Raw genomic sequence first — 20,464 nt, 5'->3', positions numbered from 1 at the left:
CTCCCTGAACATACGGCGATTTTAACTTTTATAAGTGCTGTTAGCAGTGTAGTTAAAGTATAGAGGGATTAAACACCTTTAGCTCTGAATGAGTCACTCTTTGGCGGTTCGGGAGCAGCTAGATCTCAATTTTAAGATCGCTCTTTACCCTGCAGCTGCAGGCGAGGAGTGCTCCCTCTGCTAATTCAGACTCGGTAAGGGTGGAGGTACTGCTTTGCTCAATCTCTCCCTGACTCCTGCTTATTTTACAGCTACCGCAAACCCCGCTGCGACAGGCTGCCATGATGGGGTACTCTGCAGCTTCCATCGCCTCCAGTACCGTTTGCCCGGCAACCATCGGCAACTTGATCCCCTGTGGGCTGAGAGTTATCTCAAAGGCTGTCTCACTTTGTTCTGCAAAGAGCTTAGGAGCTTGCTGTGGGGTGAAGGACTCAAGAAAGATGGCATCCGGGTGAACCCCTGATGCCAATAATCCGGATCTGAGATCATCAAGGTATCCATCCGGTCCACACAGGTAGATCTGACGGGTGAGCAGGTCGGGGATCCGCTGATGTAGCTTTGGTGCATCAATGCGTCCCTCGATCCAATGATGGAATCTTGGGGCTTCCTGGCTTAGTGCCCAATAGAGTGTCAGCAGGCCCTCTTCACAAGCCTGTTCGAGCTCCTCAATAAAGGGGCGCTCTGCTGCTCGGCGCGCACTATGGCACAGCACTATATCTACCATGGGATATTTGTTAATCAGGGTTTGATAGATAGAGTGAATCGGGGCAATCCCCGAACCGGCGGATAGCAGCAGTACTTTTGCTCCCGGGGGCTCTGAAAGCATAAAGTCTCCAAAAGGGCCCTGCGCCTCAAGAGTTTGGCCGATGGCAAGCTCAGATCTTAACCAGTTGGAAACCAGTCCCCCTTCGATGGCTTTAATGGTCAAGCTGAGCCTGGAGCCGTTATCCGCTGCACAGGAGGGACTGTAACAGCGCATGGCCTCTCCCTGAGATGTTGGGACTTTAAGCATCAGGGCCTGGCCGGCAGCAAAAGAGACAGGCGCATTGCTTTCAAATTCGAGTGAAAAGAGATCTGGCGTAAGCTGGGTGCGGTTCAGGCAAGTGAGTTCAAACCTTTGCATGGGGTATACCTGCAAAAAGAGCAGCTCAATGAGCTGCTCTTGAAGAGATTAAACAGATTATGCGGCGTTGAGTGCCCGCTGCATATCGGCGTCAACAGTGGAGGGGATCTGCAGTCCAAACTCCTGTTGCAAGGTGGCGATCAGATTGTCGGTCAGGAAAGCCGGAGCCGTTGGGCCTGCGATAATGTTTTTAACCCCAAGGGAGAGCAGGGTCAGCAGGATCACGATCGCTTTTTGCTCAAACCAGCTCAGTACCAGGGTTAATGGCAGCTCATTGACGCCGCACTCAAAGGCCTCGGCCAGGGCAAGGGCCAGCTGGATGGCTGAGTAGGCATCGTTACACTGTCCGATATCCAACAGGCGTGGCAGACCGGCAACGGTTCCCAGATCCAGCTGATTTACCTTGTACTTACCACAGCCCAGGGTGAGGGCGATACAGTCCTGTGGCATCTTCTGAGCGAACTCTGTGTAGTAGCTGCGCTCTGCCTTATCACCGTCACAGCCACCAATCAGGAAAAAGTGGCGAACCTGACCGCTCTTGACTGCATCTATGACTGCCGGAGCTGCTCCCATCAGGGTGTTACGCCCAAAGCCTACGGTGATCTCATGAGGGATCTCATCGTATGGGAAGCCTGCAAGTTGCTGAGCCTTGTTGATGAGAGGAGCAAAGTCCATTCCCTCAAGGTGTGTCACACCTGGCCAGCCGACGATAGAGCGGGTAAAGATCCTGTCACTGTATTGGCCGATTGAAGGGTCGATGATGCAGTTCGAGGTCATCAGGATAGGTCCCGGGAATCTGGCAAACTCGGTTTGCTGATTTTGCCAGGCAGTACCGAAGTTACCCGCCAGGTGGGAGTACTTTTTAAGCTCCGGATAGCCGTGGGCCGGGAGCATCTCACCATGGGTATACACCTTGATCCCACTTCCCTCGGTCTGCTTTAACAGCTCCTCGAGATCTATCAGGTCGTGGCCGGAAACCAGAATACATTTACCGGCAACAGCCTTGGTGTTGACCTGGGTGGGTACCGGGTGGCCAAAGTGGCAGGTAGCTCCCTCATCGAGCATCGCCATCACCTTGAAGTTCAGCTGACCGATCGCCATCGCCGCACCCAACAACAGGTTTGCATCCTCAGGATCGCTACCAAGTTCAGCCATGATCCGGTGGAACTCGGCATACACTTCATCATCAGTCTGCTCCAGAACCTGGGCATGCTCCATATAGGCTGCAACTCCCTTGAGGCCATACAGGCACAGAAGACGCAGACCTATGATATCTTCGTGAAGGGTTTCTTTGCCGCGGTTTGGAAGTGTCTGGGCTGCCGCCTCAAGGATCCCTTCGATGCTTTCAGCAAGCGTATAGTTTACCGGTGCGGCTAACTGGGGGAGCTCAAGGCCCTGAGCCTCGCAATAGGCTGTTATCTTTTGCAGGAGCTGCTGGCGAAGCTGCTCGGTGGTCCGGGCATAATCGACAATGCGATCATCATCAAAATTGACGTTGGTCAGTGTGGCAAACAGTGCCTTAGGGACGAAGTTGTCAACGGCAAGCTCCCGATAGTCGATCTCGTAGGCTCGGGCCTGATGAGCCGTGGCACTGAGACCCTGGAGAAGATAGACCAGTACATCCTGAAGATCTGAGGTCTGGGCGGTTTTACCGCACATCCCCTTGGCGTAACTACAGCCATTTCCATTTGGGGTACGGATCGTTTGCTCACACTGAACACAAAACATAGCGTTATCCTTTATGCTGGGAATCGGTCCTCAGGCGAAGTCGCTCTGACGCCTGAATCGTAAAGGTGTCAAATAGACACAGCTTAATGAGGGCTATTCTAGCACTTAGGATCCCGCTCGCAAGGAGATGATTGTCAAAATGACAATTGATTGATCTGGATCAATTTAGCCAAGTTGTGCGATCTTTTGGTGGAGCTCAATCATCTCGGTGACCATCTCCTTGAGGAGCATGCCAGTCATCAAGTGATCCTGGGCATGCACCAGAATAAGAGTCATAGGGATCTGACCTGTGCCCTCATCCTGCTCAATAAGCTGGGTTTGTACCCGATGAGCCTCTCTGAAGGCCGTATCTGCTTCACCCATCTTTTGTTCAGCCTGTTGCCACTTTTGTTGTTTTGCGGCTTGCAGGGCTTCAAAGGCCAGGCTGCGGGCAATTCCCGCATTTACAATCAGGCCCATTACTGTCTCTTCGAGATCAAATTCGCAAGTGGGGGTATCTGTGATCATATCCATTCTCCGCTTGGATGAGAGTAAAGCTGTGGTGGTGTTTCACATCTTGAATACAGGCAACTGATATGAGATCTAACCACGGCGGTGTTGATGGGACTAATCTAGCGAAACATGAATTATAACGGCAACCGGTTTCCGTTTTATTTCCTAAGAAGCATGAAGTGAATCACGCTTTGAGCTGCCTGGCTTGGGAGGAGGGGTCAACCCTTGGGGGAGCTGACACTCTCTGCGAGACTCAGCGTCCCCTGGAACAGGTGACTCTCCTGGAGCTCATGGCTCTGGCAAAGCACGGCCTCATCGACCCTGTCCATTAAAGCCGCGGTAATCTCCTGCTCGGGAAGCGTGATCCCTGTGATGAAAGAGGGGGGTGGCTGCTGAAAACTACAGGCACTGACCAGAGACAGCTGTTGCGGGATGTTGAGGTTGAACTGCTTTGCAGCCTCTCTGATCGCCTCTGCTTCAAACTGATCCCTGCAGATGAGAGCCGTGTAGGGGTGAGGAAGTTTGAGGAGCTGGGTGATGATGCGGATCGGTTGCTCCGGTGTGATCAACAGTTGACGATTGAATGGAAGCGCTCTTAGCTCCAGGGCACTGCGGTAACCGGCCAGCAGCGCTTTTCCCTGGAAATTCTCTTCATAGATGCAGGCGATCTGAGTGTGTCCCTGGCTGAAAAGATAGTTACACAGCACCTCACAGGCATCCTCAAAGTCAAAGTTGACACAAAGAGCCGGATCGTCCAGGGGTTGGTTGAGGCCAATAATCGGGGGCAAGTTAAGATCACGCAGGGCCCTGGCCCACTCAGGAGGGATTGCCTGGCCAATAAGCACTATGGCATCACAGGAGCGTGCTGCCAGAGATTGTAGTTTATGGATAAAGGTGTTTTGGTCGTCAGCATCAATGGCCAGGATCGGGTATCTGTGATACTGCGCCAGCGCCGCCTCTAACTGGCGCAGGGTACGTCCGAGCTGCAGATCATTCATTCCAAGGGTGAAGATCCCAATGCCATTCGAAACTCTTGTTGCCAGTGATTGAGCCAGTTGATTGGGGCGGTAGTTCAGCTCCTCTACGGCCCTGAGAACAGCCTGACGGGTTTGCTCCTTGACGCCGCGACGGCCACTGAGTACCCGGGAAACCGAAGCTTTAGATACCTTTGCAAGCCTGGATACTTCGGTAATGGTTGCCATGTTCCTCCGGGATGAAAAGTCATTTCAATGATGGCGCCATTATAAGTCAAAGAGGGTAACCGTTTTCAAATTAATCCATATCCAGGAGGGAATATTTTTAACTTCATCTGTGCTTGAGTCTGGGTAATTCAGACTTTTTAGTCTCACGGTGTAATCATAACACATTGAATATAAACAGTTTATTATCTTGATTTCGTCCATGTATATTCCTGAACGCGTCATCGGGGGGAAAGTGTTTCGTGATCCCTATCGCGATTTAGAAAATTGAAAATGGAAAGCGGTTTCCGTATTTTGGGGGGCTCGCTATAGTAGGTGCGATTTTAATCGAAATTAGCCAAGGAGATTTCATGAAAAAGATCATGCTGTGCTGCTCTGCAGGGATGTCAACCAGTCTGGTGATGAAAAAGATGAAAAAGGCCGCCGATGCAATGGGGATAGAAACCGAGATAGAAGCCTTCGGCGCATCAGAGTTTGATGAGCGCGCACCTCATTATGATGTGGTGCTATTGGGACCCCAAATCAAATATATGCTCAAAGATTTTCAGAAGAAGGGAGAGGCACTTGGCATCGCGGTGGCAGCGATCAACCCGATGGATTACGGCATGCAAAAGGGTGAAAAGATCCTGAAGGAAGCTCTGAGTCTGCTTGAAACAGCCTAGCGCAGCCAAGCGCTATTATCCTTACCGCTTATGCTGATGATTTTGGTTTGCCGCACCGCAGCAAATCCTGTTGGGGGCGCCGATGAGCATGGATGCCCGAATGCAGAGATAGTCATGGATGGCATTAGTTGCCGACTGCGTCCTACTTTTGGATCGTCAAGAGTAGGCAAGACCTTACTTCGCGCGATGAGTCCCTCCATTGGGCTAGGTGGTTCGCCATCCATGGCTCAGGGAGTTAATGGATACAGATAAGTGGTCAAAGTATTTGAGCTATGTAGTACTGGCTCGTCGCGAGTATTTCGGAGGAATTATGTCTTCTGTGTTTTCCAAGTTTTTGGAGTTGATTGAGAATCAGATCACTCCGCTGGCAGGTAAGATAGGCCAGCAGAAATATGTCCAGTGCATTCGTGATGGATTCGTCATTGCGCTGCCTTTTATCATTGTCGGAAGTTTCACCCTGGTCTTTGCCTTTCCTCCCTTTGATCCCAAGACCAAGTTTTATTTCGGTCAGCTATGGCTTGAGTTTGCCCATAGATACCATGACCAGCTGATGCTCCCCTATAACCTGACGATGGGGATCATGAGTATCTTTGTCTGTTTTGGAACGGCAGCAAGCTTGGCTCGCCGTTATGGATTAGAGCCGGTAACAGCGGGGCTGCTGGCATTAGCCGGTTTTTTGATTGTGGCTGCGACCTTTAAAGATGGCGCTATTTCAACCACCTACTTCGGTGGTCCCGGAGTCTTTACTGCACTGATTGTTGCCATCTATTCCACCGAGCTCTATTACTTCCTTAAGCGAAAAAATATCACCATCCGAATGCCTGAAGAGGTTCCGGTTGGAGTTGCTCGTTCTTTTGAGGCTCTGATCCCGGTGATCGCGATAGTGGTCAGTCTTGAGATCATCAATCTTATCGTGATCCATTACAGTGGGCTTCCGATCCCCGGAGCCATCATGCAGCTCCTCAAGCCCCTGGTTGCAGCCTCCGACTCACTACCAGCAATTCTGCTTGCGGTTCTGCTGTGTCAGGTGCTTTGGTTTGCCGGAATTCACGGTGCCTCGATTGTCACCGGAATTCTCTACCCCTTCTGGTTGACCAACCTGGCTGCGAATCAGCACGCGTTGGCCCTTGGTGAGCCTTTGCCCCATATCTTTTTGCAGGGGTTCTGGGATCACTACCTGCTGATTGGCGGAGTAGGTTCGACCCTGCCCCTGGCATTTTTACTGTTGTTCTCCAAGTCGGTGCAGCTAAGGGCCGTCGGTAAGATGGGGGTGGTTCCGGGATTTTTTAATATTAATGAGCCGATCCTGTTTGGTGCTCCGATCATCATGAATCCGGTATTCTTCCTGCCCTTTTTGCTGGTTCCCATGCTCAATGCAACCCTGGCGTATTTCATGTTGAAACTGGATATCGTGGCCCGGGTCGTTTCTCTGACGCCCTGGACGGCACCGGCCCCTATTGGTGCAGCCTGGGCGGCGAACTGGGCATTGAGTCCGGTGATCCTGTGCCTGGTTTGTCTGTGCATCTCGGCAATTCTTTATTACCCCTTTGTGAAAGCTTACGAGCATACCCTGGTTAAGAGTGAGGCGCGGGAAGCAGTAGAAGAAGTGGCTGAACTGGCTGAGTCGCGTTGTTAATGTACGGCCGCAGTGCGCGGCCCTGATGAGGCAGTTATATGAAACATCAATTTCCTGAGGGGTTCTGGTGGGGCAGTGCAGCGTCTGCAACCCAGTTCGAAGGCGCTGCCAGCGAAGGCGGCAAAGGCCCTAATATCTGGGATCACTGGTTTAGTCAGCAGCCCAACCGCTTTTTTAACGGAGTTGGTCCTGAGGTCACGAGCGACTTTTATCACAGGATGGAGACCGATATCGAGCTGATGCAGGCCACGGGCCATAATAGTTTTCGAACATCAATTTCCTGGTCGCGGCTGTTTCCGGACGGTGGTAATGAGGTCAATCCCGAGGCGGTCGATTTCTATCACAAGATGCTGGATAAGCTGGATGCCGCTGGAATTGAGCCCTTTATTAACCTCTATCACTTCGATATGCCAATGGCGCTTCAGGAGCAGGGTGGCTGGGAGAGCCGGGAGGTCGTGAAGCAGTTTTCCCGCTATGCCAGGTTCTGTTTTGAGGAGTTTGGCTCTAAGGTGAATCACTGGTTTACCTTCAACGAGCCTGTGGTGCCGGTTGAGATGGGCTATCTCTATGATGCCCACTACCCGAATGTGGTGGACTTTAAGCGGGCTGTGCAGGTTGGGTTTCATACCATGCTGGCCCATGCCGGCGCCGTGTCTGAATTTCGAGCCAGTGAGGCGCAGGGCAAGATCGGTATTATTTTGAATCTGACCCCCTCTTATCCACGCAGTCAGCACCCGGCCGATCTCAGGGCGGCGGAGGTGGCTGATCTGCTGTTTAACCGCTCCTTTCTCGATCCTGCGGTGAAGGGGGAGTATCCACAGGCTCTGGTTGAGCTGCTTAGGGAGCATGAGCTGCTTCCTGAGTGTCAGGGGGATGATCTGTCACTGATCGCTTGCCAGCGGATCGATCTTTTAGGGGTGAACTACTACTTCCCGAGGCGGGTCAAGGCGCGGGAGAGCTTGCCGAATCCCGAGGCTCCCATGCTGCCCGAGTTCTTTTTTGATCATTATGAGATGCCGGGGCGTAAGATCAACCCGCACCGGGGCTGGGAGATCTATGAGAAGGGGATCTATGACTGCCTGGTTAATATTCGTGACAACTACGGCAACATCGACACCTATATCTCTGAAAACGGCATGGGGGTCGAGAATGAAGAGCGCTTTATCAGGGATGGAGAGGTTGATGATCAGTATCGAATCGACTTTATCAAAGATCACCTGAGGTGGGTTCACCGGGCGATCGATGAGGGCTGTCACTGCCGGGGCTATCACCTGTGGACCTTTATCGATAACTGGTCCTGGTGTAATGCCTATAAGAACCGCTATGGATTGGTCAGGCTCGATCTTAAAACCCAGCAGCGCACTATCAAGCAAAGCGGTCACTGGTTCCGAGAGCTCGCTCTTAATAATGGCTTTGATGGATAGTTCTGGTGTCCAGCAGGGGGAAGGGAATAGCTTTCGCCTTTATCTTCATGGCTATTGGACATCTGCGCTGATCACACAAAAACACAAGAGAGGCTCTGCACGCTCCTTGGTTTTTTATGGCAATGATTTGTGATCCCGATAATAGTTTGCAGGGGATCCGATTGACAGTTTTGGCAGCTGCTCATCATGCTGAGAACGCTGCGGATTGGCAGCATCTCTTTTTAAAGAGCCGATTAGGTCCATAGCTCTCTATGGACCTGGAGCCTTTTTCTGAATTTGTTTCATGAACTGACTATCATTACGGAGGATTTATGTCAGTGCTTCGAAAACTCAAGTATTCATTGTTGGTGGCTGTGATGGGAGCACCGTTGACAGCGAACGCTTTTTACAACATGTCTTATGTTGAAGTGAATTCCAATGCGCTTTCAAATGTCGGTTGTTACCTTCTGGAAAAAACCGGGCAGCCATTTTTTGATATGACATCTATTTTTGCCGCTAACATCAATGGCAGTGATCCCAATCAACCGGAGATTTATTTCAATCCTCAGGTCAAGCATGTGCTAGATAACACCAGTGAGGTCCAGGAGCTTCATGGCAAGGGGATCAAAGTATTACTGACTATTTTAGGCAACCACCAAAATGCAGGCTGGTCCTGTATGACAGATCCGGCAGCCGCCAAAAAGTTTGCGGATCAACTGGCGGATGTGGTGCAGAAATATGATCTTGATGGCATTGATATTGATGATGAATATTCTTCCTGTGCCGGGAATGATACATCGATGATCATGATTGCACAGGCACTCAAGGAAAACCCTAAGTTTAAAGGCAAGATCCTCAGCAAAGCATTATTTAGAGACGGGCTAAATTTCAATGGCCATTATCAGGGGCACAGCTTAGCCGATTACCTGGATCAGGGGTGGGAGATGAGCTATGGGACTGGTGGGCCTGATGGACGCCTGCCTAAGTACCTCGGCTATGGCATGTCTAAGGCCGATCTTGCCTTGGGAGTAAGTACCAATAATTCAGCACAGAGTGCAGCTCAATGGATCGGTGATACGATGCAGGAGGGGTATGGCGGAGCCATGGTGTATAACGTGACGAATAACTCCCAAAGCTTTCTCTCCTCCATTGCTGAGGCTGAGTATCAACAGTCGGTTGCTGTGTCCCCCAACTGTCTGAAGTAGCTTAAGCTTGCAGTTTAACCACTCAGGCTATTGAGTAATACTAATCACGAAAGAAAAGTGATCGGATTGCTCTGATAATCCATGAGCCATTTGCGCCACGCAGCAAGTTCGAGCCTCTTCCATGAGGCTCCTTTCCAGCTCAGCTTCCTGCTTCGCGTGCGTTGCTCTGGGAGCAACTTACCCTTGTATGCTCGATGCCAGCATCCATGCTGCCAACGGGCTAAATGGCTCACAGCTTATCCAAGTTGGAGTGAACAACACTCTGATCACTTAATCATCTGGTTTGGTATAAGCCCCGGGTATCCCGTGAGGGATACCCTATTTTGGGAGCCCTTAAGAGTGATCCCTGACTAAGCTTGTTGGGTGGCTTTTGTAGAAGTATGCTCGATTTGAGCTTCTAAAAAGCCGTCATCTCTGTTGTCGGGAGCTCGTGGTATAAGCTGCCATTCAGGGCGAGCGCTGATGACTATTGTCGGTATGAAACAGGGGCATGGATTAAATGAGGTTGCGCTGAAACTTCAGCGGGCTCAGGGGAGTTCACTTAATCGCTGACAAGGGTGAGCACCGTATCTGCAGTTCGCAGATAGCGCCCGCTGATCTGCCAGCCTGCAGGGTAGGCTTGAGTAAGAGTTCGGGTCAAAGAGATCACAAATGTTCCAGAATCCGGATCTATCTTGTTCACCCGGGCATATTCAAAGCCAAAAAAGCGCTTTACCTGTGGAAAGAGCGCTTTATAAAGGCTCTCCTTGGCGGAAAATATCAGGGTTAATCCCTGGTGGAACTCAAGCTCACTATCGGCGAGGAGTTTTCTTTCCTGCGGACAGATGATTTGGTCGGAAAGCTCCCGGGCCAGCACCGGCTCCATCCAGTTTTCCAGATCTAATCCAAGTAGCAGATGATCTCTGGCATAAGCAACCATGGCCAGCGCCTGGGTGTTGGTATGACTGATGGACCCTATGATCCCCTGAGGCCAGATGGGAGAGCGATCAGGCGCGGCCGGGATCTGATATGCAGTGCCGCTGAGTTGCTCAAGGGCATGGCGGGCGACATAGCGTCCGGCAAGAAATTCGGCGCAACGTTTAGGAACGGCCTTGTTGAGCTCAGCCGGAAAATCGATTTCGTATTTGGAAAACAGCCGCCTGTCATATTCCGAAATAATGAAAGAGGCTTCTGCAGCAGCGATCTGTTTAAGCTCTAATGGAAAGCTTTCATCGAGTAGCTGGATAAATGAGTCACTTGCCACGAAACTACCATCACCTGAGTCTGAAGTGTTGTGATTATGGCAATTTATAATGAGGGTATCAAACCGGGCAGGTACCCCGCTTTGTGGGATACCTGTTAAGAGAAAGCTTTATGAGTAAGTCAATGCACAGTGGCCGCTGAACTTAACGGCTTTTTGCTCCCTGAGCTGATTCAGAACCGAGATAAAGAAGTCAATCTGCGCCTTGCTATGGGTTGCTGTAACGCTGACCCTGAGCCTGGCTTCTCCCTCCGGTACCGTGGGGAATTGCACGCCCTGGACATAGATCCCCTCCCTGAGAAAAAGTGCCGTTGCTTTTTTTGCCTCGCCGCTTTCACCAATCATGATGGGAAACAGGTGAGATTGGGAGTTCAGATAATCATAACCATAATGCTCCAGTTTCTCTCTCATATAATCAGAGTTCTCCTGAAGAGTGGCCCTGGATAACTGATCGCTCTGGCAGATGTCGACGGCGGTCGAGATCGTATTCAGGATCAAGTTCGGCAAGGAGATGGTGAAGATAAATGAGCGGGAGCGGGATTTGATGAGTTGCTCGACGCAGCGTGGCAGACAGACATAGCCTCCGAGGGATCCCAAAGCCTTAGCCGTTCCTCCCATCAGGAAGTCCACGTCATTTTCCAGCCCAAGTTGACTCGCATAGCCAGCACCATTGTGGCCATAAACGCCAATCGCATGGATCTCATCAAGATAGAGCAGACATTGATGTTTTTTACAGAGTTCAACGATCTCACGCAGGGGGGCAAAATCACCATCCATGCTATACAGAGACTCACAGATGATGAGTCGGTTGCCCTCACAGGGATTTTGCAAGATTTTCTGCTCAAGATCCCGGGGATCGTTATGCTTCCAGATCACCCGTTTCGCTTTACTGAGCCGAATCGCATCGATAATACTGGCGTGGTTTTTCTCATCAGAGAAGATGATGTCACCTTCCCGGGCTAAACAGGGGATGGTTCCGAGGTTGGCCATATAGCCATTATTATATAAAACAGCACTTTCCTTATTGTGGAGCTGAGCTATTTTGTTTTCGACCTTATGATGGATTGAGCTGGTTCCACCAATATATCGGGAGCCCCCGGTTCCTACACCAAAGTCCAGCGTTCCATCAATGGCTGATTGCTTTATCGATTCATGTTCCGTATATCCAAGGTAGTTGCATGTGGAGAAGCTGATACACTCCCTGTTGTTTACTCTTATATAGGGGAAACATCCCTGAGACTGATCTATCTCAAGATAGTCTCTTATTTGGTGTTTGCTATTGAGCTGCTCAACCATTCGGATATAACTATCATATTTATTCATGTCTTATTCCTGACGACGCAGTGAACGAGCTTAATCCAATAACCTTCTTAAGAATATCACCTTAGCCGAGGGCTCGCTTAAGTGACCTCGGCATCGGTGATTGCTTCTGTGTAATTTACAACAGTCATAATGCTAGGCTAGGAGTGGATGAAAAAAGGAGTTTTATGCATCCGCGATTTATTAAAGTCACTGCGATGTTTTCTGGTAACACAAAAATCAAGGACTTCACTTTGTGAGATGATTCTCTTAAAGATATAGTTATCTGTCAGTTTATTTTCGATCAGGGTCAGCTCTTGCGAGCTAAACTTGTCGCTATCCAGTAATATCTGCAACTTAAGATCGACCTTGTTACCCCGTATCACAACCTGAATATCATTATCGGTTGCCGGAACGATCTCAGAGACGACATCCAGAACCAGGCTCTTTTCCAATGTGAAGGCGCACACCTTGGTTGAGCCCTTAGTCCTGCCAAAAAGCTGGATGGTTTTACTTTGTCTCTCACAGCAGTTGCAGGACTGGTGGATCATCCCAAGATCACCCGTGTTGTATCTCAAAAAAGGTGTCCCATCATTCAGGTAGGTCGTAACCAATACCTCTCCCTTGTGACCATCGGGCAGTATTTTATGGCTGGTAGGATCTATGATTTCAATATGAACGGCATCATGATTGATATGATAGGTATCATGAGCACAGCCTTGACACTGATAGCCGATGGGCCCCAGCTCACTGGTGGTGTATGAGAGTGAGCGAATGGCAACATTCAGGCGGCTTTGAATATATTCAGCGTCCCGGTTGGTCATCAGTTCACCGACATAGTAGATCGATTTGAGTGACGAGAAAGACGCCAGATTTGAAGCTCTGTGCGCCAGTGAGTATGCAAATGACGGGGTGCAAAATAGAGTATCGATCTTAAAGTCTTCGATGATCTCTCCCAGAGACAGGGGATCAATTTTTGAGCCAACCGGGAAATAGTGTACCCCCAGCTTGTCACAGATCCCTTCGCCAAAGGTAAAGGCACCCGACATATCTCCGGCCATGAAGCAGTTGGCCACCGCCTTAGGTGTTTCTATCGAGGAAGCCTGTACCGCCCGCACCCCAAGGTCGATCATTCTTTGAAAAAAATCCCGGGAGTGGGTAATCGCTTTTCTTTTTCCTGTGCTTCCGCCAGAGCAAATGGTGATCCCTATGCCTGATGGATCATCAATCATTGAAAGTGGATTGTCTTTAGTGAGTTGGGCAAGCTTAATTCCTGTCAGGATGGGTGTATCATCATTGAAGTGATGTTGTCCGGCAGGAAAGCCTGTTAATACATTGCTATAGTAGGGATGATTCATTAACTGAGAAATAGTTAAATGAAAAAGAGTATCCGAATAATCCTGATGTTCTTCTCTGGTTGCGGTATGATGATTTTTTAAAAGTTTAAATTCCATTTATATGCTCTTTTAATTTAGACTGATTATGATGAAATTATAATTTACTATAGTGGTATAATTCCCTTGTTCACAAATAATATTTAAAATGGTTTATTCAATGAATACTCCAGAGCCTTTAACAAAAAAATCACAACAATGATAGTCCCGTTTATCAGTATAAATCAATTGAATATTTGTATTGTTTTTAACTGGCTGGCTTTTCTTTTGGGTTATTCAGTAAATATCTAATTTAGATTTTTCTCTACTCAGGGATGTAGCTTGATAAACTCTAACAAATTAAATATCTTATCAGGCATATAATTAAAAATGAACAAAAATCAACCTATTTATTATTAGTTAATTATTGTCACCAGACACTGTATCGCCCAGGGTGATTATTTTTACTCTATTAATTTACAGTGAATCTCAGGATGACTATTGAGCATGATGTCACCTCCATTTATCCAGTATCTCATCGAGCCGACCACTTTTCCTCAATTCATCCATTGTCATTTGAATCTGAATTGCTAGCTCAGGAGAGAAGTTCGGGGCTCCCGCCAGATAGATATGCTGGGTCTTGCTTAAGGTCGGGCCTATCAGGAGATCCCCGGGACCCATACCGGCGTGTTTCCAGTTATAGCTATCGACCCATTGAGACTCCACCATAGCGGCGATGCTACCGGCCTTGAGCTTTTCTACATTGTCTTGCGCCGTGTCGGCCTGAATGATCTCGGTAAAGCCAAACTCCCTTAAATTGGGTAGGAAAGCCGAGCCACGGATGATCCCAACCCTGAGGTCTTTGGCGTCTTCAATCGTGAGTGGGGAGGGCAGTGGCTCTCTTCTGTTTGAATTTTTATTGATGGTCAAACGAAGCTGATGCGAGAAAAGTTCGATGATCCAGCGGTATTTTTTCTCTCTTTGCGAGGTTCTGGTCAGCGGGATGATTACGCTATTGTGAGTCTTTTGAACATAGCGCTGGGCCCGAACCCAGGGCAGGGTGGTGAATTTGAATGTTGGCCCACCATATTTGGAAAGCTCGTTTAGAATATCGACCGCCATTCCGGCATCTTTGCCATCAACAGTGCCGCAAAATGGCATCGATTCATTTCTGAAAACCTGTACCTCCCGGGCGAGAGAGCGGTCGGCCAGGATACCCAAAGTGAGTAGAAGAGCGCACAATATAGAGGATTTCATCATCCTGTTACCGGACAAACCAGTGTCATATAGCCCAAGTTTAGTTCACAACAAAGAGCTCTTCTTGTTGCTGTGAGCGCTGATATTTGATGAATGATAAGGCGACCTGAGCTTGTTGAAATTTCGGGCTTGGTTCTGCAGTTGATGACTTGCCGACTCAGTCTTAGTCCGGACGTGTCGTTTTGTTAAACCACTTGTCTCTAATCTGTTTAATCTCTCCCTGTTTGAGAAGCTTATCAAAAGCTCTTTGCCAGTTATTGATGATTTTCGGATTAGTGGTCTTGGAGAATGCCATATACAGAGAATAGGTTTTGAATGTAAAGATGGTTTCAAAAATATCACTTGGGTTCTTGGCAAAGTAAAACTTACTCCAGATATTGCTCACACCTAAGTTCGTGGAAACAAAGGCATCAATTCGGCCCCTGTGGAGCAACATGGGGAGCTGCTTGGCTTTCTTGACGGAGTAAAGGTTTTTGAAGCCGGATCTAATCAGGAATTTCTCCCGGGCATCATCATGGTAAGTACCAATCTTTGTGAGTTTTTTTGCATCTTCAAGGGAGTTGATTTTCAGCCCGGCACTCTTTTGGGCGATCAGTAGCCATTGAACCTCAAACAGGGGACCAACCCAGTGAAACAGCTTTTCCCGCTCCGGGGTTCGGGTTGTGGAAAACAGCATAGTGTCAGGCTGGGTTTCAAGCTTATAATAACCATCCTTCCACAGAACTAACTGAATGGGTGAAATATCCCCCAGCTCTTTTTGAATCATTCGCACGATTTCAACACTGATGCCAGAGAGTTTTCCATCCGGAGTGATAAAACTTCCCGGGGGAGACTCTTCGGTGTAGATAGAAAGAGCATGAACAGGGAGGTTGAAAAGCCACAGAGAAATCAGGCTGCTGAGTACTGTTTTCCTGATCCAAGGCTTCATAAGCTTTAGCAGAAGTTATTGGGGTTGATTTAAATTGTAGTTGAACGGGAGCTTTTTTTGAGGCACCAGAGATGGAAAAGGGGGGAGACAAGACAGCCCCCTTTTCTGGCTGTGAGGTTATTTTCTATTCTTTGCAAGTGCCAGGTAGAGCCCGTTAAGAACAAGGTCTGGCATTAGCTGGCTGAAGATATTCTCGGACTTAAACAGGTGAGCAAAGCCACCGGTTCCTATGATCACCGGGGCTTTGTCACTGAAGCACTGCCGGGTGATCCCCTGGGTCAGCTCCTTGAGACTTGCCAGCTGGCTGTAATAAAGACCCGCCTGGATACTTTGATTGGTGTTACGCCCTAACATCATATCTGGCTTGAGGATCTCCACCAGAGGCAGGGCCGCGGCATTTCGCTTGAGAGCCTCCATCGAGGTCTTGATCCCGGGTAGTATGGTAACCCCAGAAACTCCTGGCGCGTATTGATCGCGGTATAGGTGGTGGTGGTTCCAAAGTCGACAATGATGATGTTGTCGTTGGGGTAGTGGTGGATGGCTGCGATCGCCTCTGAGATGAGATCTGCACCTACCTCGGCTGGATTGACCGTTTTAATTTTAAGGCCGGTTTTGACCCCCACCTGCAGCACAAATGGGGTGATCGAAAAATACTTGATACAGGCTGCGCGCAATGAGTAGTCGATGTTTGGAACCACTGAGGAGATGGCGATCTCTGCAATTTTGGTTGGATCGATACTGTTCTCTCTGAGTACGCTTCGCAAAAAGATTCCGATCTGATCTGAGGTATGGATTTGCTTGGTGTCATAGCGAAACCGAAAGCTGATCTCCCCTTGTATAAATACACCGCCATAAATATGGGTATTTCCGACATCCAGGCATAAAATCATAAGATTTGTCTCTTGTTAGCTTCTGTCATAGTTAGGCTCTGCTTCGTCAACTGAGCCTAAACCTAATGTGCATCCGGGGCAAATGGATTCAATTTGCCTGCAGAGGTTTGCTCACATCTGCTGTTGTCCTGTGGGGAGCCTGCCGGAGGAACCAAAAAGCTCCGGGGAAAAAGCCCATCGCGATCAGCAGTCCCAGGCCTCCTATTGGGGCTATCATCAGGACATACTGGGTATTGATTGTCATCAGGTAAGAGCCCACAACCGCAGTCCCGGACCAGATCAGGGTGATCACTATGTAGTTGAGTCCCATCACCTGTCCCTGCTTATCTGCACTCACACTCTCGGAAAGAAAGCTTACCAGCAGGCTGTAGAAGATCACATCTCCCACCGCCAGTGGCACCGAAGCGATCCAGATCATCGATTGGCTAAACTCGGATCCGGGAGAGAGGCTGGCCAACAGACTAAAGCTGATGCCGACAAACACAAAGATGGCGGACACCCAGAGGATCCCTTTGGTGGAGAGGAACCGTTTGAGCAGGTGAATGATGACCCCGGTTCCCAGGATGAGCCAGAAGGCGATCATCCCTACAAACCAGCCCACCTGTCCTGCCGAGAAGTGAAAATGAGTTTTCAGTATGGGGGGAATGAACTCATAGTAAGTACTCCAGCTTATCTGACAAAGGATCAGCAGTATCAAAATAGGCCAGATCCCTGGGGTTTTGAGCAGGGCGAAGTAACCCTTGAGCATCGACCCAAGCTTGAGGTTATTACTGCGGCGCTCGGCCGGAAAGGTTTCTGTGCACAGGCTTACCATCCATAATCCAAGCAAGCCGATGAGACCAGCAACGGCAAAGGGTAGGGCGTAAGCGGTTTGCAGGCCAAAGGTACTATCGGCGATCTGCCCTCCAACAATCGGTCCCAGGCAGGCGCCCAGGGCGATAACCGTTTGTAATACGGCCATATGAGTCACCCGGTTCTCCTGGTTGCTCACATCTCCGACAATGGCCAGGGCGGCCGGCTTATCAACATTCAAGAGGTTAAACAGGATAAATCCGGTGATCAGCAGCAGGGGCTGATGGGTGAGAAGAGCTGCGACTCCCATGGCGCCCATGAGTGCCAGCCCAAGCAGCGAAGCGTTCAAGGCAAATTTACGCCCCAGCCGGTCAGAAAGGGCGGTGACCACCGTATTAGCGACGAGGCTGGATATCTTGCCAAGGCTAAGACACAGACCATATAGCATGGTGCGTTTAGCAAAGGAGGTGGGCTCAGAAAATAGGCTACTGTTGGTCGCAAAAAAAACGAAGGTGATCAGTGGAGTAAATAGATTACCGCCAAACTCTGCCGTCATGATGACAGCAAAGACCCGTGTTAGTACCTGTCGCATCGATCAAGTCCTCAGGAGAAGTTTCAGTTTTTAGATTTAAAGATGAAAGCCCTGGTCAGTGTCTATGGGATCACTGCCTGGCGCTGCAGATTTTATGGAGCTTGCTATGGCTTGTCAAAACCCCAAGGGTGTCTTGACAATGCATCTCATGCAAGCGGGTGCTCAATCTCTTTGATGCAGCGTTCAGAAAATCAGGGTAAGGAGTTGGGGGGGCGCTTGGTTTATCGCCATGCTGGCGGATATCCGGGTCCATGAAGTAGTCTGGCACTCCAGAACCGCTCAAAAAGCGTACTGATATTGTTCGATTCCTTACAATAATATATAAGTAGCGAGATTCTCTGTATATCGAACTTGATGCAAAATAAGCTAAACCTTCAGGTTTTAAATGGAATAGCGAGTGTTTTTTTAAGAAGCTGAATCCTTATCCATAATATATTTAATAGTTATTTCAGGTGCTGGTTATTTTTTATTATCCTTCCAGGTCGATATTTATATTCTTGGCTGATTAATTAATGCTGATTGGTATACCTATACGTCAGAATCAGTCTTTGCAAAAATTAAAAAACAGACTTTATTTAATATTTTTATCATGTAATATTAGCCATGATTCCACACAGGGTTTCATCACGTGGTGTTATTTTATCCAGCAATGGGTAGTTATTTCTTCCATTTACTTTAGGAATAATTATTCAGTGTTGTGCATTTATTATTTATATAAACAAATATCTATTAAGGATAAGGATATGAAGTTAAAGCTAGTTGTCGCATCATTGTGTCTGGTTGCATCAAGTGCATTTGCAGGTGGGCATTACAATGTCATTATATCTTGCACTAAAGATGGTGTGAGTGGGGCTTGTAATACGGGTAAGAGTGCCAAAGACATTACTCACATCGCTGTCAGGCAAACCTGCAGCTCAGGATGGGATACGACACATAATAACATGGCTTACGATCCTTCTATTGGTAGTATTCAGGAAACCCACGCGATGAGCCTGTGTAAAAAATCTCCGGTTGATGGTCGTCGGACTTTTGCACATGATCAGGTCACTATTACCTTTAAAGATAAATCGACTCAAGACCTAGGATCATTTGGTCATGTTGCAGATTACATCACTAATATCACGTTAGAGCAAAAAAATGGAGAGTGGCAAAATGTAACCAACTACTCATCTAGTATTGGTGGCTAACCATTTTTTATGCCGCTAACTGAAAGCTACTTCTATTTTCAGTTAGCGGGATTTATAAAAGTAACTGCTACATCTCTTATTTGTCGATAGCATATTTAATTTCCCTGGCGCCCCAAACAGCAGGGGAAAGCGGCTCGACTTAGTATCAAATATGGATGTATAGGATGAGGAGTGCCGTGAGATCTTATTCAAGTTCACACTTGAATGACTGCTTCAACCTTCTTGTCCTTTCTCTTCGTCCAATCGGCAGCAGAACCTTGGGTAGAAGATTTCAGAGGGGAGCAAGCTCGTGGGTAAATCCAGAGCTGATATCGGCGACTGTGTTTTGAAGGGGGAAGAGCAGGAGAGCGAGATGCTGCACCTGCCCATAATCTGTTAACTCGTCCACTGCTTGACGATGAGCCGGGTGGCTGCCGCAATCACATCTTTGCGCAGAGGAGCATCTTGTTTAGACTGGGTGAAGTAGATGGCGATAACCCAGGGGGCCTTCCTTTTCCCTTTCCCTTTCGCTTTCTCTTTCGGCCAGATGACGGCGATATCATTGGTCGAGCCGTAACTGCCGCCCCCCGTCTTGTCTGCCACGGTCCAGCCGTGAGGCAAACCGGCCCTGATGCTGGCATCCCCCGTGGTGTTTCCCTTCATCCACTCCAGGAGCTGGCGACGCTGAGCCTTTGGAAGCACATCTTTAAATGCCAATCGTTTAAGGGTGATTGCCATCGCTTTTGGGGTGGTGGTATCGCGCACATCTCCGGGAGTGGCTGAGTTAAGCTCGGTTTCCCAGCGCTCCAGGTAAAACTCCTGATCATCGATCTGCCGGGCATAGAGGGTAACCTCGGAAGGCCCTCCAAGCTGCTTAACAATCAAATTACCTGCTGTGTTGTCACTGTACTGTAAGGCCGCCGCGCTCAGCTCGGCATAGGTCATCCCCGACTCAAGGTGTTTGCCAGTGATAGGTGAGTAGTTGACCAGATCTTTTTTATTGAAGTTGACCTTATGCTGCATTAGTTCAGGGGCTGTCACACTTTTTTGCAGGAGATCACTGACCGCGATCACCTTAAAAGTGCTGGCAAGGGGAAACCGCTCATCCGCCCGGTAGCCTAGCTCCTGTGCATTGCCGGTATTGATGGCGTAAATACCCAATCTCCCGTGGGCGGATTGCTCCAAAGATGCAAACTCTTTCTGGAGTGGCTTGGCGGCGACAGAGGCTGAAATCCCCATCAGAATAGCGGTTGCTAACAGGAGTTTTCGAAGGTGATCTTTTAACATAGGGACTCTTTGTTTGTTTCATTTTTATGCCCCCTCTGCTGACGGGGAACTTCTGAGCGCAAAGGATGGCGGTTTTAGTCCCTGATGTAAACCGCAAGGAGTGCTTTAAATTGAATCTTTAATCAGAACTTGTCACCCGGCTTTGAGTTTATCCAGATTTCTGGGATGGGGGCTGAGAAGTGAACCACAGGG

At 48.8% G+C, this 20,464-nt stretch carries 16 protein-coding genes and 1 pseudogene; 5 read left to right on the top strand and 12 right to left on the bottom strand.

The features are described from left to right. Nucleotides 1-118: 118 nt before the first annotated feature. From DB847_RS17350 to DB847_RS17335, 4 genes are all read right to left on the bottom strand, one after another. On the bottom strand, nt 119-1,123 hold the full coding sequence (locus DB847_RS17350; RefSeq protein ID WP_108651836.1) for an iron-sulfur cluster-binding domain-containing protein: 1,005 nt from the start codon (nt 1,121-1,123) through the stop codon (nt 119-121). A 57-nt stretch (nt 1,124-1,180) separates the two neighbouring features. Next, a complete protein-coding gene (gene hcp, locus DB847_RS17345) occupies nt 1,181-2,851 on the bottom strand; it encodes a hydroxylamine reductase (RefSeq protein WP_108651835.1) in 1,671 nt (556 codons plus the stop codon). 165 nt (nt 2,852-3,016) lie between these two features. Beyond that, a complete protein-coding gene (locus DB847_RS17340; RefSeq protein WP_159084712.1) occupies nt 3,017-3,358 on the bottom strand; it encodes a PTS lactose/cellobiose transporter subunit IIA in 342 nt (113 codons plus the stop codon). 203 nt (nt 3,359-3,561) lie between these two features. Continuing rightward, nucleotides 3,562-4,545 (bottom strand): LacI family DNA-binding transcriptional regulator, encoded by a 984-nt coding sequence (locus tag DB847_RS17335; RefSeq protein WP_108651833.1) that lies wholly within the window; start codon nt 4,543-4,545, stop codon nt 3,562-3,564. 347 nt (nt 4,546-4,892) lie between these two features. Here DB847_RS17335 and DB847_RS17330 point away from each other — a divergent pair, with 347 nt between their 5' ends. The 4 genes from DB847_RS17330 to DB847_RS17315 all read left to right on the top strand — a co-directional run bounded on the left by DB847_RS17330 (nt 4,893) and on the right by DB847_RS17315 (nt 9,448). Beyond that, nucleotides 4,893-5,204 carry a PTS sugar transporter subunit IIB gene (locus DB847_RS17330; RefSeq protein WP_108651832.1) on the top strand — a complete coding sequence of 104 codons (312 nt, stop codon included), beginning with the start codon at nt 4,893-4,895 and terminating at the stop codon, nt 5,202-5,204. A 238-nt stretch (nt 5,205-5,442) separates the two neighbouring features. After that, nucleotides 5,443-6,840 (top strand): PTS sugar transporter subunit IIC, encoded by a 1,398-nt coding sequence (locus tag DB847_RS17325; protein ID WP_234418423.1) that lies wholly within the window; start codon nt 5,443-5,445, stop codon nt 6,838-6,840. Between the two features lie 38 nt (nt 6,841-6,878). Next, the gene (locus DB847_RS17320; RefSeq protein WP_108651830.1) at nt 6,879-8,264 is read left to right on the top strand and encodes a glycoside hydrolase family 1 protein; all 1,386 of its coding nucleotides are present in this window, start codon (nt 6,879-6,881) and stop codon (nt 8,262-8,264) included. A gap of 311 nt (nt 8,265-8,575) precedes the next feature. After that, the gene (locus DB847_RS17315; protein ID WP_108651829.1) at nt 8,576-9,448 is read left to right on the top strand and encodes a glycosyl hydrolase family 18 protein; all 873 of its coding nucleotides are present in this window, start codon (nt 8,576-8,578) and stop codon (nt 9,446-9,448) included. 541 nt (nt 9,449-9,989) lie between these two features. On the opposite strand, the gene DB847_RS17310 is transcribed toward DB847_RS17315, so the two are convergent. The 7 genes and pseudogenes from DB847_RS17310 to DB847_RS17280 all read right to left on the bottom strand — a co-directional run bounded on the left by DB847_RS17310 (nt 9,990) and on the right by DB847_RS17280 (nt 17,819). Then, nucleotides 9,990-10,691: a 4'-phosphopantetheinyl transferase family protein gene (locus DB847_RS17310; RefSeq protein ID WP_108651828.1), complete on the bottom strand. Its 702-nt coding sequence runs from the start codon at nt 10,689-10,691 to the stop codon at nt 9,990-9,992. A gap of 108 nt (nt 10,692-10,799) precedes the next feature. Next, nucleotides 10,800-12,011: a 5-aminolevulinate synthase gene (gene hemA / locus DB847_RS17305; RefSeq protein ID WP_108651827.1), complete on the bottom strand. Its 1,212-nt coding sequence runs from the start codon at nt 12,009-12,011 to the stop codon at nt 10,800-10,802. Between the two features lie 137 nt (nt 12,012-12,148). Further along, complete coding sequence (locus DB847_RS17300; protein ID WP_108651826.1) at nt 12,149-13,441, bottom strand: phenylacetate--CoA ligase family protein; 1,293 nt, start codon at nt 13,439-13,441, stop codon at nt 12,149-12,151. Nucleotides 13,442-13,873: 432 nt separating this feature from the next. Beyond that, nucleotides 13,874-14,620: a substrate-binding periplasmic protein gene (locus DB847_RS17295; RefSeq protein WP_108651825.1), complete on the bottom strand. Its 747-nt coding sequence runs from the start codon at nt 14,618-14,620 to the stop codon at nt 13,874-13,876. A gap of 160 nt (nt 14,621-14,780) precedes the next feature. Further along, on the bottom strand, nt 14,781-15,545 hold the full coding sequence (locus DB847_RS17290; protein WP_108651824.1) for a substrate-binding periplasmic protein: 765 nt from the start codon (nt 15,543-15,545) through the stop codon (nt 14,781-14,783). A 117-nt stretch (nt 15,546-15,662) separates the two neighbouring features. Then, nucleotides 15,663-16,435: pseudogene (locus tag DB847_RS17285) on the bottom strand (type III pantothenate kinase). 88 nt (nt 16,436-16,523) lie between these two features. Beyond that, complete coding sequence (locus DB847_RS17280) at nt 16,524-17,819, bottom strand: MFS transporter (protein ID WP_108651823.1); 1,296 nt, start codon at nt 17,817-17,819, stop codon at nt 16,524-16,526. A 743-nt stretch (nt 17,820-18,562) separates the two neighbouring features. On the opposite strand from DB847_RS17280, the gene DB847_RS17270 reads away from it, so the two are divergent. Beyond that, nucleotides 18,563-19,006: a hypothetical protein gene (locus DB847_RS17270; protein WP_108651821.1), complete on the top strand. Its 444-nt coding sequence runs from the start codon at nt 18,563-18,565 to the stop codon at nt 19,004-19,006. A 375-nt stretch (nt 19,007-19,381) separates the two neighbouring features. Here the strand turns inward: DB847_RS17270 and bla are convergent, their stop codons facing one another. Then, nucleotides 19,382-20,272: a class A beta-lactamase gene (gene bla / locus DB847_RS17265; RefSeq protein WP_108651820.1), complete on the bottom strand. Its 891-nt coding sequence runs from the start codon at nt 20,270-20,272 to the stop codon at nt 19,382-19,384. Between the last annotated feature and the right edge of the window lie 192 nt (nt 20,273-20,464).

This window comes from Dongshaea marina (genome assembly GCF_003072645.1).
Classification (GTDB): domain Bacteria; phylum Pseudomonadota; class Gammaproteobacteria; order Enterobacterales; family Aeromonadaceae; genus Dongshaea; species Dongshaea marina.
This window is presented reverse-complemented; position numbering and strand designations above follow the sequence as displayed.

Coding starts and splice junctions, on each gene's coding strand:
- DB847_RS17295 (WP_108651825.1), bottom strand. CDS start 14,620: ATGATGAAATCCTCTATATTGTGCGCTCTTCTACTCACTTTGGGTATC.
- hcp (WP_108651835.1), bottom strand. CDS start 2,851: ATGTTTTGTGTTCAGTGTGAGCAAACGATCCGTACCCCAAATGGAAAT.
- DB847_RS17320 (WP_108651830.1), top strand. CDS start 6,879: ATGAAACATCAATTTCCTGAGGGGTTCTGGTGGGGCAGTGCAGCGTCT.
- DB847_RS17315 (WP_108651829.1), top strand. CDS start 8,576: ATGTCAGTGCTTCGAAAACTCAAGTATTCATTGTTGGTGGCTGTGATG.
- DB847_RS17280 (WP_108651823.1), bottom strand. CDS start 17,819: ATGCGACAGGTACTAACACGGGTCTTTGCTGTCATCATGACGGCAGAG.
- bla (WP_108651820.1), bottom strand. CDS start 20,272: ATGTTAAAAGATCACCTTCGAAAACTCCTGTTAGCAACCGCTATTCTG.
- DB847_RS17270 (WP_108651821.1), top strand. CDS start 18,563: ATGAAGTTAAAGCTAGTTGTCGCATCATTGTGTCTGGTTGCATCAAGT.
- DB847_RS17335 (WP_108651833.1), bottom strand. CDS start 4,545: ATGGCAACCATTACCGAAGTATCCAGGCTTGCAAAGGTATCTAAAGCT.
- DB847_RS17330 (WP_108651832.1), top strand. CDS start 4,893: ATGAAAAAGATCATGCTGTGCTGCTCTGCAGGGATGTCAACCAGTCTG.
- DB847_RS17300 (WP_108651826.1), bottom strand. CDS start 13,441: ATGGAATTTAAACTTTTAAAAAATCATCATACCGCAACCAGAGAAGAA.
- DB847_RS17325 (WP_234418423.1), top strand. CDS start 5,443: ATGGATACAGATAAGTGGTCAAAGTATTTGAGCTATGTAGTACTGGCT.
- hemA (WP_108651827.1), bottom strand. CDS start 12,011: ATGAATAAATATGATAGTTATATCCGAATGGTTGAGCAGCTCAATAGC.
- DB847_RS17340 (WP_159084712.1), bottom strand. CDS start 3,358: ATGATCACAGATACCCCCACTTGCGAATTTGATCTCGAAGAGACAGTA.
- DB847_RS17290 (WP_108651824.1), bottom strand. CDS start 15,545: ATGAAGCCTTGGATCAGGAAAACAGTACTCAGCAGCCTGATTTCTCTG.
- DB847_RS17350 (WP_108651836.1), bottom strand. CDS start 1,123: ATGCAAAGGTTTGAACTCACTTGCCTGAACCGCACCCAGCTTACGCCA.